At 47.1% G+C, this 16874-nt stretch carries 14 protein-coding genes; 4 read left to right on the top strand and 10 right to left on the bottom strand.

From position 1 onward, the window contains the following. Positions 1–84: 84 nt before the first annotated feature. Positions 85–546, bottom strand: coding sequence for an oxidoreductase (locus S2091_RS04335; RefSeq protein ID WP_105530581.1), 462 nt, complete (start codon positions 544–546; stop codon positions 85–87). Next, entirely contained in the window at positions 543–1331 is a 789-nt protein-coding gene (locus S2091_RS04330) for an ABC transporter substrate-binding protein (RefSeq protein ID WP_105530580.1), read from the bottom strand. Before S2091_RS04330 ends, S2091_RS04335 begins: the two co-directional genes overlap by 4 nt. Positions 1332–1794: 463 nt before the next feature. Here S2091_RS04330 and S2091_RS04325 point away from each other — a divergent pair, with 463 nt between their 5' ends. Both S2091_RS04325 and S2091_RS04320 read left to right on the top strand, forming a co-directional pair. Further along, complete coding sequence (locus S2091_RS04325; RefSeq protein WP_105530579.1) at positions 1795–3885, top strand: tetratricopeptide repeat-containing diguanylate cyclase; 2091 nt, start codon at positions 1795–1797, stop codon at positions 3883–3885. Positions 3886–3924: 39 nt separating this feature from the next. Then, entirely contained in the window at positions 3925–6024 is a 2100-nt protein-coding gene (locus S2091_RS04320) for a tetratricopeptide repeat-containing diguanylate cyclase (protein ID WP_105530578.1), read from the top strand. A 10-nt stretch (positions 6025–6034) separates the two neighbouring features. Here the strand turns inward: S2091_RS04320 and S2091_RS04315 are convergent, their stop codons facing one another. From S2091_RS04315 to S2091_RS04300, 4 genes are all read right to left on the bottom strand, one after another. Further along, complete coding sequence (locus tag S2091_RS04315; RefSeq protein ID WP_105530577.1) at positions 6035–6640, bottom strand: hypothetical protein; 606 nt, start codon at positions 6638–6640, stop codon at positions 6035–6037. 107 nt (positions 6641–6747) lie between these two features. Beyond that, a complete protein-coding gene (locus S2091_RS04310) occupies positions 6748–7344 on the bottom strand; it encodes a UbiX family flavin prenyltransferase (protein WP_105530576.1) in 597 nt (198 codons plus the stop codon). A gap of 22 nt (positions 7345–7366) precedes the next feature. After that, the gene (gene grxD / locus S2091_RS04305) at positions 7367–7678 is read right to left on the bottom strand and encodes a Grx4 family monothiol glutaredoxin (protein ID WP_105530575.1); all 312 of its coding nucleotides are present in this window, start codon (positions 7676–7678) and stop codon (positions 7367–7369) included. A 338-nt stretch (positions 7679–8016) separates the two neighbouring features. Continuing rightward, positions 8017–10368 (bottom strand): Tex family protein, encoded by a 2352-nt coding sequence (locus S2091_RS04300; RefSeq protein WP_105530574.1) that lies wholly within the window; start codon positions 10366–10368, stop codon positions 8017–8019. Between the two features lie 202 nt (positions 10369–10570). Between S2091_RS04300 and S2091_RS04295 the strand changes: the two genes are divergently transcribed. Together S2091_RS04295 and S2091_RS04290 are read left to right on the top strand one after the other, a co-directional pair. Then, positions 10571–10828 (top strand): prevent-host-death protein, encoded by a 258-nt coding sequence (locus S2091_RS04295; protein ID WP_105530573.1) that lies wholly within the window; start codon positions 10571–10573, stop codon positions 10826–10828. Then, entirely contained in the window at positions 10828–11103 is a 276-nt protein-coding gene (locus S2091_RS04290; protein WP_105530572.1) for a type II toxin-antitoxin system RelE/ParE family toxin, read from the top strand. Before S2091_RS04295 ends, S2091_RS04290 begins: the two co-directional genes overlap by 1 nt. Positions 11104–11213: 110 nt before the next feature. On the opposite strand, the gene S2091_RS04285 is transcribed toward S2091_RS04290, so the two are convergent. From S2091_RS04285 to prmC, 4 genes are all read right to left on the bottom strand, one after another. Next, positions 11214–12956, bottom strand: a complete 1743-nt coding sequence (locus S2091_RS04285; protein WP_105530571.1) for a DUF885 domain-containing protein — start codon at positions 12954–12956, stop codon at positions 11214–11216. A 311-nt stretch (positions 12957–13267) separates the two neighbouring features. Beyond that, a complete protein-coding gene (locus S2091_RS04280; protein ID WP_105530570.1) occupies positions 13268–13576 on the bottom strand; it encodes a GIY-YIG nuclease family protein in 309 nt (102 codons plus the stop codon). A gap of 36 nt (positions 13577–13612) precedes the next feature. Beyond that, on the bottom strand, positions 13613–15901 hold the full coding sequence (locus S2091_RS04275; protein WP_105530569.1) for a patatin-like phospholipase family protein: 2289 nt from the start codon (positions 15899–15901) through the stop codon (positions 13613–13615). A 62-nt stretch (positions 15902–15963) separates the two neighbouring features. After that, positions 15964–16827 (bottom strand): peptide chain release factor N(5)-glutamine methyltransferase, encoded by an 864-nt coding sequence (gene prmC / locus S2091_RS04270; RefSeq protein ID WP_105530568.1) that lies wholly within the window; start codon positions 16825–16827, stop codon positions 15964–15966. Between the last annotated feature and the right edge of the window lie 47 nt (positions 16828–16874).

Here is a 16874-nt window from a genome sequence, read left to right as displayed (position 1 = left end):
AAGCTATTTTTATTTTATTTTGTTAAATAACTTTGAATTGAATTCAATTCGCTATGTCAGATGGCTAAGGAATGGTGATCAGCGCTATTGTTGTGACTTGATTAATGTCATCAAGCCGCCATTTTTTTCTGCAGCTAAAATCTTCGCATGCCAAAGCTCCAGCATGTCGCTTTGTTCTCCATGAATAACCCGTAGCAATTCTGTCCGCGCAGTTATTGGTGCAACGCCCGTTTGCACAATGTAGTCCAATACTTCATCAAATAATTTACGGCGTATGTTTCCGGCGTCGGATTGATCGCGCCGGTCTGAAAAAAACGCTAACAGCGTAGAGCCGCAAACGCAATTGCGAAAAAGTTCGACTAATAAACCATCATCATCGTCTTGAGCGACCTTTAAGCCGGTATGTGCATTTCTAATTGCCTTGGTTTCTTGAAAATAATCCTCTTCGGATTGGTAGACTCGCCCACAACAGGCGCACTTCTTTGGGAAGTCGGATTGACTTAATGATTTTAGGCCAGCGAACCAGTTTTGATGAGCAGTGTTCATTTTGTGTTGATCTCAGGTATGTGGTAATGCTGGCGTAGTTCGGCCAATTTGCCGCTGGCTTCCAATTGTTGAATACCTAATGTTAGTGCGCGGATCCAATCTTCGTTATGGCTATCCATTTTGGTAAAGCCGATGGGCAGCGGTAAAGCATGTTCCAGGCAACCGGCTTGTCTGATCTTATATTCAGCACCGAGGTTTTTCGCTAACATTGTCATTACCGCCTCATGTTCTAGCATGACAGGAAAGCGAGCTGCTAGTAACTTTTTTAGATTACTCAGGCCGGCATTTTCACCAAATGACGTATCAATTAGCAAATGTTTATGTTGATTTTTGATGACATAGGCATCCATGAGATTGTCGTCATAACCGTATTCGCCAACGATGCCGACCACGACATTATGCAAGGACGCTATGCCCTGATAGCGCCAGGTCTGTTCAGCAAGCGTGTAGAAGCAGGCGCGTGAATAAGCGATAGGTATGCTCAGGCGTAAGCGGTCATCAATCGGCGGCGCATAGACTCCTTGAATACTGCCCGTGCTGGCTTCATGCATTGCGCGTGTTAAGGGGATCAGTGCTGACTCGACTTGATAACCACTTATCAGCATGGCTTGTGTAGCAACATCAACCAAATAGCCACTGGTAAGGTGTCCATTTTGAGCACAGATGTAGGGGCACCAATCGTCCGATGCGATGTGTAGCACGGATTGTGCATGGGTGACAGAAACACTCAAAAGACAATTTACGGATAACGCCGCAATAATCTTGAAAATCGAATTGTGTTTCATGAAAGTTCAGTTAGGGAGGGTTTTATTACAGCAATGACGAGCCACTGATAAATACTCTAGCAGATAAAATTTCCTTAACAAGTTTGTTATATAACCTTCTTTTTTGGTTTGTCACTGCTACGGGGTTGCCATCAATCAACGGGATTTACCTTGATAATCTACTCGGTTTAACTAGAATTAATAATAAACAACTTACGTTGTTCCATAAAAAATGTGCCCCCGGCTGGTGATAAAAGTTGCCAGAGTGCTCTTTTGGTAACGTAGGTTGAAAATAATGCTGCCAAATAACTAGGGGAATACGCTGTTATAGCAACAGATTTTCATACTAAATATTTCCCAATGGTAATTTTGAAGGTAAGGTAGGGCTATTCATCACGTCGGTTTGTGCTCACTCGCTGGTCTTTATCTATTTTTGTATGTGTGCGAGATTAGTCAACTAAGTGTAACTAGGGCGTTGCATCACATGCAAATACACCTTGATAGGTTTTCCTCTCTACGGGCTTGTTTGGCCGGTCTGGTTTTGCTATGTCTTTTTGTGGGTACGACGCAGGCTGTTGACCCCCAACCTTCACCTATCCAATCTGAAATTTTCCGTTTGCAGGATTTGTCTGAAACTCAGGTCGCTGAGTCGATTAAGCAGTTAAGCGAGCTTAAACGTAGCTTACCTGCGGACACGGCATTAGAAGATCAGCGCGAAGCGTTGATTGCCTTGATTGGTTTATATCTTAATGATGATCAAAATGAGCCCGCGGGTAAGTTGAACGCGGAGCTGAATGCTTTGGGGCAGCGCTATCACGACAACTGGTCGAATGCGATGGTATTGAATTTTCAGGCGGCTATATTAAGAGGTGAAGGAAAGCTGCAAGAAGCCAAGAAGGTGAATGCGCAAGCAATGCAGTTAGCAAAAATTGTTAACGTAAAAAGATTAACAAGCCGGGTCAATAGTACGGCGTCGGTTATTAATAGTGCATTGGGTGATTTTCAAATAGCTTTGCAATATCAACTGGCCGCAATGGATGCCTTGGAGGAGGGTAGTCGGCATGACGATTTGCAGCTGATTAATGCCCTCAATAATATTGGTAATTTGTATTTAAGTCTTAAAGATCCGCAAATGGCGTTGGAGTATTACAGCAAGGGCACTCGGTTAGCAGAAAAAATGGATGACCAAATTATGTTGGGCATGCTGGCTGGTAATCGTGGCTATGCTTATTCCACACAGGGGAAACTGACCGATGCGATTAAAGCCTATACGGAATCCCTGGCAATTGCACGCCAGCTTTCTGATCGGCGCAGCGAAGCTACCGCACTCAATAATTTATCCGATGCCGCGTATCGATTGGATAACTATTCTTTGTGTTTACAGTATGCAAAGCAAACGTTGCAATTGGTGGAGAAAATCGGAAATAGCGGGCTGAAAGCGAGCGGTCTCGTTAATCTAGGGCTCTGCCACATGGGCTTAGGCGAAGTGCAACTGGGAGCCGGCGAAGTTAATCAGGGTATTGATATATTGCGTAAATCAAATGCAAAACCTGATATTGAAAGCGTGTTGGGTCAATTGGCAACCGCCTACGAAAAAGCGGGTATGTATCGCGATGCGTACAAGGCTATTGTGGAAGAATTGGCTTTGTCGACGGAATTGTTTCAGGTTGATCGGGATCGGGCCGTGTCAGAATTAAAGGCCAAGTATGATGCCAGCCAACGGGAAAAACAAATCGAAGTGCTGGAGCAAAAAAATCAGGTTCAAAGTGTCGAAATCAAAAATAAAGGCCTGCAACGAATCATCGCGACACTTTCCACCATTATTGCAATAGCAGTTGCGCTGACTATTCTTTTCTTGTATCGGAAGGTGAGAGAAACTAACCGCAATTTAGAAGAAGCCAATGTGAAATTGGCGCACCAATCTACCCGCGATCCGTTAACCGGCCTACTAAATCGGCGAGCCTTCCACGATGCGATGCAATTCCGCACCCAAATAACAGAGCGACGCTCGTTGGGTACTACCACTCCGCCGCCGCATGCACTGGTAATGCTGGATATTGATCACTTCAAGCGCATTAATGATAACTATGGCCATGCGGCTGGTGATAGCGTGTTGGTCGAATTGAGTAAGCGGCTTACACACGTCATGCGCGACAAAGATATGTTGATGCGCTGGGGTGGTGAGGAATTTCTCGTATTTTTGAACCATATTCCGACCGCAAATCTTCCTCAAGTCGTTGAGCGGATATTGATTAGCGTGGGTGGCAGGCAAGTGCCTTTTGAAAATAATACGATGCCGGTCACCATTTCTGCGGGCTATATTTCATTGCAGCAGGGTGATACTAGTGAGGTGGATCCGAATTGGGAAAAAATGCTCAACCTGGCTGATTCTGCGTTGTATATGGCTAAAACTCGTGGTCGGAATCAGGCTATCGGTATTAAAGTCGTGAATGTAAAAAAAGAAGAATTCGATGCTTTATTAGAAGGAGATTTGGAAAATTCGATCAAGCAAGGCAAAGTCATCATTGAGCAAATTGCGGGGCCAGAACAACATGAAGCGATGGTAGAGCATTGATGTAGTGAATCAGTAGTTAAATTGGGGAATTGTATCGACATGCGTATTTACGGCGATAACTATTTTTCTAGTCATGTTTGTTTAATCAGCTTTGTCTTGTTATGCTTTTGGGCGACTACTTCGTATGCTATCGACGCCAACCCTACCCCTGTACAAGCTGAAATTAACCGCTTGGTAGATTTATCTGAAACTCAAAAAGAAGAATCATTAAAACAATTAATCGCGCTTCAGAATCAGCTGCCAGCTGATGCCAAGTTGGAAGATCAACGCGATGCCTTGATTGGTTTGATTGACTTATATATTAAAAATGAACAGTCAGTACCCGCACGCAAACAGAATGCCGATTTAAGTGCGTTGGGGGTGCGCTACCATGATAATTGGTCAAGCGCGATGGCGTTAAATTTCCAGGCTGTTTTTTTACAAAATGATGGAAAACTGGATCAGGCCAAAGAGACTATCGAGCAGGCTCTGTTATTAGCAAAAAACGTTAATGTGAACAAAGTGACCAACCGCATTAATGGTGTGGCAGGCAGCATTTATCAAGATTTGGGCGATTTTGAAGCGGCACTGCAACATCAATTGGTGGCGATGGATAGCTTGGAAGAAGGAGGGCGGAACGCGGTATTGATGCGCATCGTGGTGTTGAACGATATTGGTATTTTATATCTCAGCCTTAAAAACCCTGAATTGGCGTTGGAATATAACGCTAAGGCGACCAAGTTGGCGTTAAGCGTCGATGCAAAAAGCAAGATGGATACCTTGGCGATTAATCGCGGTCATGCATATGGGGCGCAGGGAAAATATGCCGATGCCATGAGCGCGTATAAAGAAGCGCGGAATTATGCCCGTAGAAATTCGAATGTGCGCTCTGAGGTTGTGGCGGTCAACAACTTAGCCGATGTGACTTATCGGATGGGGCATTACACGGAATGTTTGCAATATGCGAAACAAACTTTGCTACTTGCAGAAATATTGGAAAACAGTTCAGACACTGCCGATGCGCATGTCAATATCGGCCTGTGTCGCATGGGTTTGGGCGAAGTACAAACAGGTGCTGCCGAAGTGAATCTTGGTATTGATTCGATGCGCAAGGCGAATGCAAAACCCGATATTGAAATGGTGTTGGGGAAGTTGGCATCGGCCTATGAAAAAGCCGGCATGTATCGTGAAGCCTATAAAGCGCAGTCAGATCAGATCGCCTTAACCACGGAGTTGTTTGGCAAAGAACGCAATCGCACCGTGTCAGAAATGAAGGCCAAGTACGATGCGATTCAAAGTGAAAAACAAATCGAAGTTTTAGAGCAAAAAACGCGTTTGCAAAGTGTGGAAATTAATAATAAAAGTTTGCAACGCGTCATATCAATTCTCGCTAGTTTGATTGCCGTATCAATCACACTCACCATACTTTTTTTATATCGTAAAGTGAGAGAGACCAACCACAATCTCGAACAAGCCAATCTGAAGTTGGCGCAACAATCAACCCGGGACCCATTAACCGGACTATTAAACCGGCGCGCCTTCCACGAAGCGATGCAATTCCGAGCGCAAATAACTGATCGGCGTACTCCCGCAGACACCAGTTTGTCACACGCTTTGGTACTGCTGGACATAGATCACTTCAAACGTATTAATGATAAATTTGGTCATGCAGCAGGCGATAAGGTATTGATTGAATTGAGTAATCGACTTACCGTTGTCATGCGTGAAAAAGATATGTTAATGCGCTGGGGCGGTGAGGAGTTTCTCATTTTTTTAAATCACATACCGATTGTAAATCTGCAGCAAGTGATTGAACGGATCTTGGTTAGCGTGGGCGGAAAACCCGTTGTATATGGTAAGAATATATTGCAAGTGACGGTTTCTGCCGGCTACATTTCCTTACCTCAAGGCGCAGAAAGCGAAGTGGATTTGAATTGGGAAAAATCACTCAATCTTGCTGACTCGGCGTTATACATGGCTAAAACTCGCGGTCGCAATCAAGCGATTGGTATCAAGAAAGTGGATGTGCCAAAAGAAGAATTTGATGAATTGTTGCAGGGCGATTTAGAAAATTCGATCAAGCAGGGAAAAATCACCATCGAGCAAATTGCCGGGCCGCCGCAAAGCGACATTGTGGCTGAACCCGGCTCGCAGGGCTAATTGCCAGAGCCTATTTGACGGTAAGAGTGGGTGGCTTTACGGGAGGAGTAGCGGGTGTTGTCGTTGCTGATGCCGGAACCACAGCGGGACGTTTTAAAGGCGCGGCAGGAGGTTCACAGCGACGTTCTTGTCCCATTCCTTTAAGAAAAGCACGCCGCACCACGCCGGCAGCAATCGCTGCCGTTAATTCTTTAGAACGTTTTTCTGCGCCGCTAAATTTCCTGATCCAGCTCCTGAACGGAATCACACCTTGTATCGTTCGCTCAATGGAGCCAACGGCTTCATCTTGGGCAAACGCTCCGCCTTGTTCTAGCTGGGTGGTACTCTCCGTGACGACTATCGCATCTAAATCTGCACCTAAAGCTATGTCGAGTAAGCGAACTTGCTCGGCGATGGTTTTACATGAAATATTGGCAGGAATTTGATATGGATTTTTTAACGCTTCCGTAATCACGGGAGGAATCGTTGTTTGCACTATGTTCAAGTCATTAAGCGGAGAAACAAAGGCTTTGCCGAGGCGATCTTGTGTCGAAACCGGACCCGCGACTTGAGGTGAATCCGTGGCGCACGATGCGACTGTGAGTAATAAAATAACGGGGAAAAAAACCTTGGTCATGCGATGCTCCCGTAACTAATTACAGGATAGGCTGACCACATCAACAAAGCAAATAGCGCGAATTGTTTTAGCTTGGATTAGCTGGATTGAGTTTGAATGAGTTTTAATTAACTGGCTTTTAAGCCCAGCCATTCCGGCGTGAGCTGATGCGGAATGGCGAATAAATCAAGTACCCGGCCAACGCTGTGATCGACCATTTCAGCGATGCTGGCGGGATGCTGATAAAAGCTCGGCAGCGGTGGGAAGATGATGCCGCCCATTTCCGTGACCGACGTCATATTGCGTAAATGAGCTAAATTAAATGGTGTTTCACGCACCATTAAGACTAGGCGGCGGCGTTCTTTTAACGTGACATCCGCAGCGCGGGAAATCAGGTTTTCTGATAAGCCCAGCGCAACCGAGGCTAATGTTTTCATTGAGCAGGGCGCGATGATCATGCCCATGGTTTGAAACGAGCCGCTGGCAATTGCCGCGCCGATGTCGCGCACGTTGTAGACCACATCGGCCATCGCTTCAAGTTGTTTCTTCTTCATGCCAACTTCCTGATTCAAGCTCATTAAGCCGGCTTCAGAAATGACCAGATGGGTTTCGATTTCGGTGGTGGCACGTAGCACTTCTAACAAGCGCACCGCATACACCACGCCGGTTGCGCCGGTAATGGCGACAATCAAGCGTGCTGGCGGTGGGCTTTTTGGGGAAGTCACTAGTTAGTGTGCCGTGTATGGCTTAGGCTTGGATCAGTGCTTTTAATTCGCCGGAGTCATACATTTCGCCCATGATGTCAGAGCCGCCGATAAACTCGCCCTTAACATACAGCTGCGGAACGGTTGGCCAGTTTGAAAAATCTTTAACGCCCTGGCGAACGTCGGCATCTTCCAGCACATTGACCGTAACCAAATTTTCAACGCCGCAGGCTTTTAAAATCTGCACAGCGCGACCAGAAAAACCGCATTGCGGAAATTGGGCAGTGCCTTTCATAAACAACACAACTTGGTTGTTAGTTACGGTTTCTTTAATCCAGCTTTGTACGTCGTTCATGGGATTGTTCCTAAAAAATGCAAAATTAATGTCGACATTATATAGAGAAATACGCTGCTGCGTGCTGACGCTGATGTCTATGCGAGGGGGAGATTTGAGTGGATTTAGCTTAAAAAAAGAGGAAAATTTGTGTTTTTCATACGTCCCTGTTTTTTAAAAATTAACGTATCCAATGGCTTTTCCGTCGATTAAAAGTAACTTTTTTGACAGTATATTAATAGCTCAATAGAGAATTTGGGCGACAGCTTGATTTTGTTGAAACAATGCTCCGATATGCTTAATTGAAAACGCGCCATCCCTGCCTGAGCGAGGATGACGCTGACGTGCAGTAAGTTTAATTACGACCGCAACTTGGCAAATGCCGCTGCCATCGCGCTATTCGCCGGTGCTGCTGCCTGCGCTGGTTGTTTTTGATGCTGCGATAACCGTTTTGCATCATCACGGTCAGCGCGTTGCACAGGCTGTGCGCCCGGTTGTGGCGCGCTGTCAGTCAGGCGCATGGTGAGCGCAATCCGTTTGCGTTTTTCATCGACTTCCAACACTTTCACTTTCACGACCTGTCCAGCTTTAACGACTGTGTGCGGGTCTTTTACAAAAGTGTTGGAGAGTGCCGAAATATGTACCAAGCCGTCTTGATGCACGCCGATATCGACAAACGCACCAAATGCCGCAACATTGGTAACAACGCCTTCTAAAATCATATCGGGACGCAAATCGCGGATTTCTTCCACGCCTTCTTTAAAGGTTGCGGTGGAAAATTCAGGACGTGGATCGCGGCCCGGTTTTTCCAATTCTTTTAAGATATCGCTAATAGTTGGTACACCGAATTTTTCGTCGGCATACTTGGCTGGATTCAGGGTTTTTAACAAACCGGCGTCACCAATCACACTCTTCACGTCACGCTTTAAATCGGCCAGAATTTTTTCTACCAACGGATACGATTCGGGATGCACAGCGGATGCATCAAGTGGTGATTCGCCATCCATCACGCGCAAAAATCCGGCTGCCTGTTCAAATGTTTTATCGCCCAGACGCGGCACTTTGCGTAACGCAGCGCGGGAATCAAAACGGCCTTGCGTGTCACGGTAATTGACAATGCTTTGCGCCACGCTATTGCTTAAGCCCGACACGCGCGCCAACAACGGGACCGAAGCGGTATTTACATCCACGCCGACCGCATTCACGCAATCTTCCACTACCGCATCCAATGATTTAGCTAACTGGCTTTGGCTCACATCGTGCTGGTATTGTCCGACCCCGATCGACTTAGGATCAATCTTGACTAACTCGGCCAATGGATCTTGCAAGCGGCGTGCAATCGACACCGCACCGCGGATAGTCACATCTAAATCAGGCAATTCTTTCGACGCAAATTCAGATGCTGAGTACACCGAAGCACCGGCTTCCGAGACCACAATTTTGCGTAGTTTTAATTCAGGGCGCAGCTTGATTAAATCTTGTGCCAACTTGTCGGTTTCACGCGAAGCTGTACCATTGCCGATTGAAATTAATGACACATTATGTTTGGCCGCTAATTGCGCCAAAGTGTGCAAGGAGCCGTCCCAGTCATTACGCGGTTGATGCGGATAAATGGTACTGTACTCCAGCACTTTTCCGGTCGCATCGACAATCGCCACTTTAACGCCGGTACGCAAGCCCGGATCAAGCCCCATCGTTGCGTGTTGACCCGCAGGAGCGGCTAATAACAGGGCTTTTAAATTCAGTGCAAATACGTTGATGGCTTCCAATTCAGCGCGCTCACGCAACTGTCCCATTAATTCACTTTCCAGATGCATGAACACCTTCACGCGCCAGCACCAGCGCACGGTATCGGCCAGCCATTTATCGGCGGCACGACCTTGATTGCTGATCTTGAAAAAGTGCGCAATCCGGCCTTCGCACGGGTTTAATGGCGCATCCCATTTCGGTTTTTCTTCTTCAGTATCCAGGCGCAAAACTACATTCAGCATTTCTTCGCGACGACCGCGCAAAATCGCTAAAGCGCGGTGCGATGGAATGCTCATAATGGATTCTGTGTACGCAAAATAATCGGCATACTTTGCGCCTTCATCTTGCTTTCCTTCAATCACTAGTGATTCCACAATACCGTGCTCTTGCAAATAGGCGCGGCATTGCTGCAATAACGTGGCGTCTTCGGCAAAGCGTTCCATCAGAATTTGACGTGCGCCATCCAGCGCTGCCTTGGCATCGGCTACGCCGGGATTGTCACCGGCGTCGGTTTTAAACGGCGCTTTTAAATATGCTGTGGCTGCTTCTTCCGGCACTAAAGTCGGGTCAGCAATTAAGGCCTCCGCTAATGGCAACAAGCCTGCTTCGAGAGCAATTTGCGCTTTAGTGCGACGTTTGATTTTGTACGGGAGATATAAATCTTCCAGGCCGGTTTTGTCTTCGGCGTGCATGATCGCGTCCAGCAACAGCGGCGTCATTTTGCCTTGTTCGGTTATTGAATTAACAATCGCTTCGCGGCGCTGTTCCAGTTCACGCAAATAAGATAAACGCTGTTCCAGCAAGCGCAACTGCGTGTCGTCCAGCCCGCCGGTGGCTTCTTTACGATAGCGGGAAATAAACGGCACCGTAGCACCTTCGTCTAACAGAGTAATGGCCGCAGCGATCTGCTGAGGCTTGGCGACTAATTCAACGGCTAAACGTTGTTCAATGGAAGGCAGCATACAAACAATTCAGGAAAAAGAGACAAGCGCAGATCATACCGTTTTTGAGCAATTGCGCCAGTCTTGACAGGTGCTAATTGAAAGAGTAGATCTTTCTTGAAATACAGTACTTTTAGAGGTAGTTATCACATCATTAATCATGCTATTAATAATGTGATTAAGCGTATAATTAATCGCATTATTCTAACAAGGTGAGCCAGCTATGCCACACATTACTGCCAATGATTTAAAAACCAAGGGAATTGCTGCGATTGAGGCGATTTTGCAAGACCATACTGAGGCGATTGTGTCAGTGCGTGGCCATGCTCGGTTTGTGGTGATGGAATTAGATCATTACAATCACTTGCGTGAATGTGAGTTAGAAGCGGCCTTGGCAGAAAGCCGTGCCGATGTCACGGCGGGACGTTTTGTAGATGGCTCGGCGGACGCACATGTGGCGCGCTTGTTAGCTGATGATTGATGAGTTATACATTGCGGTTCACGGCAGCCTATGAGCGTCGTGCTAAAAAATTTCTAAAACAGCATCCAGAGCTGGCCCGACAATACCTTAAAACTTTAGAATTGCTGGAAGCAAATCCACATCATCCGTCATTACGCTTGCACCCTCTGCAAGGTCGTTTAACTGGGTTGCATTCTGTTTCGATTAATTTAAGTTATCGGATTACGCTGGAGCTGCTGATAACAGAGACCATGATTATTCCCGTGGATGTGGGCGACCATGATCGGGTGTATTAAAGTGACTACATATTAACGTCATTCTCGCCTGCGCGAGGATGACGATTTTGACGGTATCAATGCGAGTGACACAAAAGTGTGCTTACTTGTATTGATACCGCATTGACTTATTAATGCTTCGCTTGCTGCTGACTAATCCACAAATCAATCTGCGTTTCCAGTACCGACAACGGGATCGGGCCATTGTCGATGACGGCGTTGTGGAAGGCGCGCAGATCAAATTTATCGCCTAATGCAGTAGTCGCTTTGGCGCGTAACTGGTTGATTTTTAATTGGCCGATTTTGTAACCCAGCGCTTGTCCAGGCCAGGCGATGTAGCGGTCAATTTCTACCTGATTGTCGTTCGGCGGGTTGGCGGTATTTTCATTTAAATATGTAATTGCTTGTTCACGGCTCCAGCCTAACGCGTGAATGCCGGTATCCACTACTAAACGCGCAGCGCGGAAGAGTTCATCATTTAAATTGCCGAATTTGGAATAAGGGTCTTTATAAAAGCCCATTTCATAGCCCAAGCCTTCGGAATACAAAGCCCAGCCTTCGCCAAACGCGTTGTACCAGCCGTTGCGTCGGAATTTAGGCAAGTCGGTCGCTTCTTTAGCGATACTGATTTGTAAATGGTGGCCAGGAATTGCTTCATGCAGCGTTAACGTTTCCATTTCCCATTTGGCGCGGGTATTTAAGTTGGAGACGTTGACCGCAAAATAACCTGAGCGGCTGCCATCATCCGGACCGGGATTGTAATAGGCGGCGGGCTGCTGTTCGGAACCTAATAGCGGAATCGGTTTGACTTCGGCTTGCGCTTTAGGCAGATGGGCAAACATGGTCGGCAAGACTTGATAAACGTGCGCGATGATGTCGCGGAAACCGTTTAATAAATCATCAGAATTGGTGTAGAAAAAACGTGGGTCGGTATTCAGGAAAACCGTAAATTCAGCAAAGCTGCCTTTGAAGCCAACCTGATCCATGACTCTTTGCATTTCTGCTTTAATCCGCGCTACTTCAGTCAAACCAATGTCGTGAATTTGTTGTGCAGTTAAATCGGTGGTGGTGCCATTTTTAACCATGAAATCATAGTATGGCATTCCGGCTGGCAGGCTGGATGCAGCAATGCTGTCGCGGCAGGCTGGCAAATATTGGGTGATGAGGAAATTTTCCAGTTTTAATAACGCTGGTGCCACGTGCTCAGACAACTCTTTTTTACCGCGTGCGGCAAATACTTCAGGGCGTGGAACATTGGCTGGAATGTGATGGAACGGTGTACCAAATTCGCTTTCATCTAAATGTAGACGTAAATCATGTAGCTGCCCTGGAACTGGTGCGATGATAACTTTTGGGGCAACCCAGCCGGTTTTCATGTTTTCTTGAAGCTGTTCAATAATGCCATCCACGTAAGCGGGAATCGCATGCAAGCGCGCTAAATAGTTATGGTAATCAAAGGCGTTATTAAACGGGGTTTGCGATACCAGACTTGGTAACGTAATTTGCAAGCCATCAATTTGTGTAATGGGCTGTACTGTGTAGGGATACAACTCAGCGGCGCGGATTGCTTGCTGCTTTTCCAGCACAAACTGGTCGTAGGAGATCAGTTCTTGCCCGCTTAAACTGTCGCGCTTAATTTTAAGCGCTTCTTTTAACATATCTTGTTGATGTTTGTTGTAGACGCGCGCGGCGGCTAAGCTGGTATTGGAGAGCTTATGGTTGTAGCGGTTGTCGCCCAAGGTGGTGGCTGTTTCCGGCGAGTGGCTTAACGTCCATTGCCAGTCTGATTCAAATAAGGTGTCTAGTTGTGGGGTGTTGGCGTACGCCGCTGTACACGCCAGTGCTATGGCGATGCTGCTTATTATTTTTTTCATATTATTCCCTGGAAATGTCAGACTGCATTTTAACTAAAATGGTCTTTGAAGCAAAGCGGGTTGCTGATGTGATGAAGATAATAATGATTGCACCCTCATACCTTCCATTAACGTCATTCCCGCGTAGGCGGGAATCCAGGAGCTCGTTAATCTAGCATTCAAGGTATTGTGTGTCCTGTGTCCCTTTAACGATGTGAGTACCTGCACAAGAGGAATAGTGTCTGGTCAGTCGTGCTTTGCACGAGGGGGAAGGGCGCTGGATCCCCGACTAAAGCACTCGGAGATGACGCTGTTTGTTGGAATGGCGATGTTTAATGGGATGATGATTCCTGCCCCGTGATTTCGAGCCACAAATCTTTCCATTCAGGATTGAATTTCTCAATCAGGCGTAATTTCCACTTCCGGTTCCATTTCTTGAGTGCTTTCTCGCGCGTGATTGCACTTTCCATCGTTTCGTGTTGTTCGTGCCAGACCAGCGTTTTAACTTGATGTTGATGCGTGAAACCTTGCGCTATTCCCTCCCGATGTTGCCAGGCCCCTTGTATCAAATCAGAAGTGACGCCGATGTACAAGGTACCATTGCGCTGGTTTGCTAACAAATATATTGCAGGAGCTTTCATTAGTCCCTGGCCTTCGCATTTAACTCATTTTGTTAATTATTGCCGTCCCAATTGCAAAAACAAATTAAACGCACCGGCCGGGGCAATCGCTATACCAAAATGAACTGGGCCCATGAAGGTATTGGCGCCGACAAAGACACTCAGGCTTTTTCGTAAATTGGCTAACTGGAAGTCAGATTTGAAATTGCCGGCATTGCCGACTTCTAATGATGTGCCGACAAAGGCGGCTTCGCCGGCCATGCCAAAATTCACGGCGCGGAATAAATACGTGGCGTTACCGTAAACCAAATAATTGCCGATGAATTGATCTGGCTGGTAAGCGGTTAAGCGCTGGAAGCCTCCAAGCGATAAGCCAACTCCCGGGATAGGCGAACCGGATTGATAGCGTGCGCCAGCTTGCATGCTTAAATTAATACTATGGTCTTCGGCGCTGTCGGCCCACGTGGAGTCGACAGTGGCTTGTTGAAAACCGCGTAAATCGTTATGCGTATCCAGAGTGCTTGAGTCACTACTGGTTCGATTTAGCCCGGCGATTAGTTCACCGCCAAGTCGATAACCGTCACGCGGGAAAACTGGGGTGTCGAGCTGGTCAATAGTGAAGCGGGTATGTAGCGCAAACTCATCCGTTTTCCCCCAGGGTAAGCTGGTTATGCTGGTATTGCCGTCGGATTGTTCTGTCACTAAACCGCCTAATTTAGGACGCAAATCCGTGTGGCTTGCAAAGAAGCCAGTGCGGATTTCGCCCAGGCTGGCATTGGCGCCGATCGGTATGCCAAGATCGAGTCCGATTTGCGATGTTTGCATGGCGTATTCGGCTACCCGGGTGTTATCGGAATACAGATTGAGCGGTTTCATTTGCGCGTTGATATACGGCGCGACGTACATGCCTTCGCGCACAATCAGCGGTTGGCGTAGTTCGGAGCGGATGCCGTAGGCGTAGCCAAACTGAAGGTCATTGCGCCATTCCAGGCCGCTGTCGGTGATTGCTGGCAAGCGATGCCCCACTTGCAATTCAAAGCCGCTAACGCCGTCAAAACCGGTGCTCATTGCTAAGCCTACGCGAACAAAGTTGGGTCCCCAGCTGCGTTCGGTGGCATCAATTTGTACTCCATATTCACCGTCGCGTTGTACTAAGGAATGCACCACGCTATCAAAGTTGCGGGAATTAATTAATGGGGTAATACGCTTGTTAATGTCTTCGGCATTGTAGATAGAGCCGATCGGGATATTCAGTTGACGGCGGATATCGTCGGGCGGAATTTTACCTTTACTATGCACATCGACAAACGCAATGGTTATTGGATGTAAATCCGGAATTGTTCGCGCTTTGAGTTGTGCCGAATAGCTTGCCGGCTCGACCGATAACAGCGCCAGTTTGTCGTGCATAGACTGCGCTGCTTTATAGCCGATGTCGACGGCTTCAATCGCGCGCGGGAAATCCATAAAATTGATGTCGCCTAAATTAGGATCAATTAAAACGTCGGTAGGTAGTAGTATTTTTTTTTGTTCATTGACGTTTTGTTCGGTGAGGATATTCACCATTTGTTTGCTGATATTGAAAAAACTTTGCAAGTCTTGGCGGGGTAATAATGGCGTGCCAATGTTGACGGCAATGATGACGTCGGCGCCCATGCTGCGTGCAATATCGACGGGTAAATTACGCACTAAACCGCCGTCGCTTAATAAGTGGCCATTAATTTCAATCGGTGCAAAAACACCCGGCGCGGCCATACTGGCGCGTATTGCATTGTGGATGGGGCCTTTGTCAAACACTACCATTTCACCGGTTTCTAAATCGGTGGCAACGGCGCGGAATGGTATTGGTAATTGGTCAAACGCGATGTCGGGCGGAAGATGCGCAGTCCAATTGTGCAGCAGTTCTAAAAACTGATTCGCCTGTACTGCGCCTAGCGGTAAGGTTACGCCGTTTTTGCTTAAGCCGAAGGTGCCGCTGATCGGGTAGTTAATATCATCTTCACGTAGGGTTTGAGAAATTTTGCGCCGGTCGACAATATCCAAAGCGACATCGCCTAATTTAATTTCGTTGAGGCGTTGTTCAATTTCGTTGGCCGACATGCCGGATGCGTACAGCCCGCCGATCACTGCACCCATGCTGGTTCCTGCTATGCAATGAACAGGAATGTGCTGTTCTTCCAGATATTTTAAAACGCCGATATGCGCAAAGCCACGCGCACCGCCGCCGGATAAGACGACGCAAATTTTAGGATTGGATTTAGTTGGAATGTCAGGAGTATTTTCTTGGGCAACTACAGGAAAATAAGCTAAGCTCAAAAGCACGATAAAAAGGGCGATGAAATAGCGCATGGAATCCTGGTAGACAATTCAAAAGAATGGTTACTGTACAAGAAAAATACGGGTTGCGTGGCTTAGTTTGGTATTTTTGATAAAAATGTCGGTGAGGGGATGCTGTGGCGTTGCCCAACAGATACCCGCTCGATGCCGGCAATATCACACCAGCTTTGTACGTTGATGAATTGATGCTCGGTGAGCAAAGCACGTACCGCCTGCGCCTGATCGTAGCCATGTTCGAGCAACAGCCAGCCATCTTCGGTTAAGCGCGAGACGGCTCCGGCAATTAACTGGCGATATGCCGATAAACCATCCGCATGGTCAGTCAACGCATTGATTGGCTCAAAGCGTAAATCACCCTGACTTAAATGCGGGTCATGTTGAACAATATACGGCGGGTTGGAAACAATGGTTTGCCACTGCATGTCTGGTAATTGTGCGTACCAGTCGCTTTTCAATAGAGTGATTTTGCATTGATGAGTAACGGCATTGTTCTGTGCGACCGCCAACGCGGCCTGGCTGATGTCGCAAGCCCAAACCTGCAAATCGGCGCGTTGATGGGCAAGTGCAATTGCAATCGCACCAGAGCCGGTACCAAGGTCGAGCACAGTGGAATTAGGCGGCGCGTACTGCAGCCCGAGTTCAACTAATAACTCAGTATCTGGCCGAGGAATTAATACGTCGGGAGTGACTTGCAACATCAAGCCAAAAAATTCACGTTGGCCGATTAAGTAGGCGATTGGCTCACCTTGCACGCGACGGTCAATGAGCAGTTGCAGCGCGTTTAATTCGGAGTCAGACAGCTCGTAATCGGCTTGGGTAATTAATTGAATACGGGTTTTATTTAACACATGCATCATTAGCAAACGCGTTTCTAATGCGGGCAACGTGCCTGCTGCGGTTGTGCTGTTGAGTAGGTTGGCGATGCTGTGTTGGGACATGTATTTGGATTGAGTTGGGTGGGGTTACGTGAAAATCCCAGAGTATT

The sequence above is a fragment of the Solimicrobium silvestre genome, assembly GCF_002976435.1.
GTDB classification, from domain to species: domain Bacteria; phylum Pseudomonadota; class Gammaproteobacteria; order Burkholderiales; family Burkholderiaceae_D; genus Solimicrobium; species Solimicrobium silvestre.
The sequence above is the reverse complement of the archived record's forward strand: the minus strand, read 5'-3'. Positions and strand labels throughout refer to the sequence as shown.

What these genes read in the sequence shown, in the direction of transcription:
- S2091_RS04335 (WP_105530581.1), bottom strand. Translation starts at nt 546, where the DNA reads ATGAACACTGCTCATCAAAACTGGTTCGCTGGCCTAAAATCATTAAGT.
- S2091_RS04330 (WP_105530580.1), bottom strand. Translation starts at nt 1,331, where the DNA reads ATGAAACACAATTCGATTTTCAAGATTATTGCGGCGTTATCCGTAAAT.
- S2091_RS04325 (WP_105530579.1), top strand. Translation starts at nt 1,795, where the DNA reads ATGCAAATACACCTTGATAGGTTTTCCTCTCTACGGGCTTGTTTGGCC.
- S2091_RS04320 (WP_105530578.1), top strand. Translation starts at nt 3,925, where the DNA reads ATGCGTATTTACGGCGATAACTATTTTTCTAGTCATGTTTGTTTAATC.
- S2091_RS04315 (WP_105530577.1), bottom strand. Translation starts at nt 6,640, where the DNA reads ATGACCAAGGTTTTTTTCCCCGTTATTTTATTACTCACAGTCGCATCG.
- grxD (WP_105530575.1), bottom strand. Translation starts at nt 7,678, where the DNA reads ATGAACGACGTACAAAGCTGGATTAAAGAAACCGTAACTAACAACCAA.
- S2091_RS04300 (WP_105530574.1), bottom strand. Translation starts at nt 10,368, where the DNA reads ATGCTGCCTTCCATTGAACAACGTTTAGCCGTTGAATTAGTCGCCAAG.
- S2091_RS04295 (WP_105530573.1), top strand. Translation starts at nt 10,571, where the DNA reads ATGCCACACATTACTGCCAATGATTTAAAAACCAAGGGAATTGCTGCG.
- S2091_RS04290 (WP_105530572.1), top strand. Translation starts at nt 10,828, where the DNA reads ATGAGTTATACATTGCGGTTCACGGCAGCCTATGAGCGTCGTGCTAAA.
- S2091_RS04285 (WP_105530571.1), bottom strand. Translation starts at nt 12,956, where the DNA reads ATGAAAAAAATAATAAGCAGCATCGCCATAGCACTGGCGTGTACAGCG.
- S2091_RS04280 (WP_105530570.1), bottom strand. Translation starts at nt 13,576, where the DNA reads ATGAAAGCTCCTGCAATATATTTGTTAGCAAACCAGCGCAATGGTACC.
- S2091_RS04275 (WP_105530569.1), bottom strand. Translation starts at nt 15,901, where the DNA reads ATGCGCTATTTCATCGCCCTTTTTATCGTGCTTTTGAGCTTAGCTTAT.
- prmC (WP_105530568.1), bottom strand. Translation starts at nt 16,827, where the DNA reads ATGTCCCAACACAGCATCGCCAACCTACTCAACAGCACAACCGCAGCA.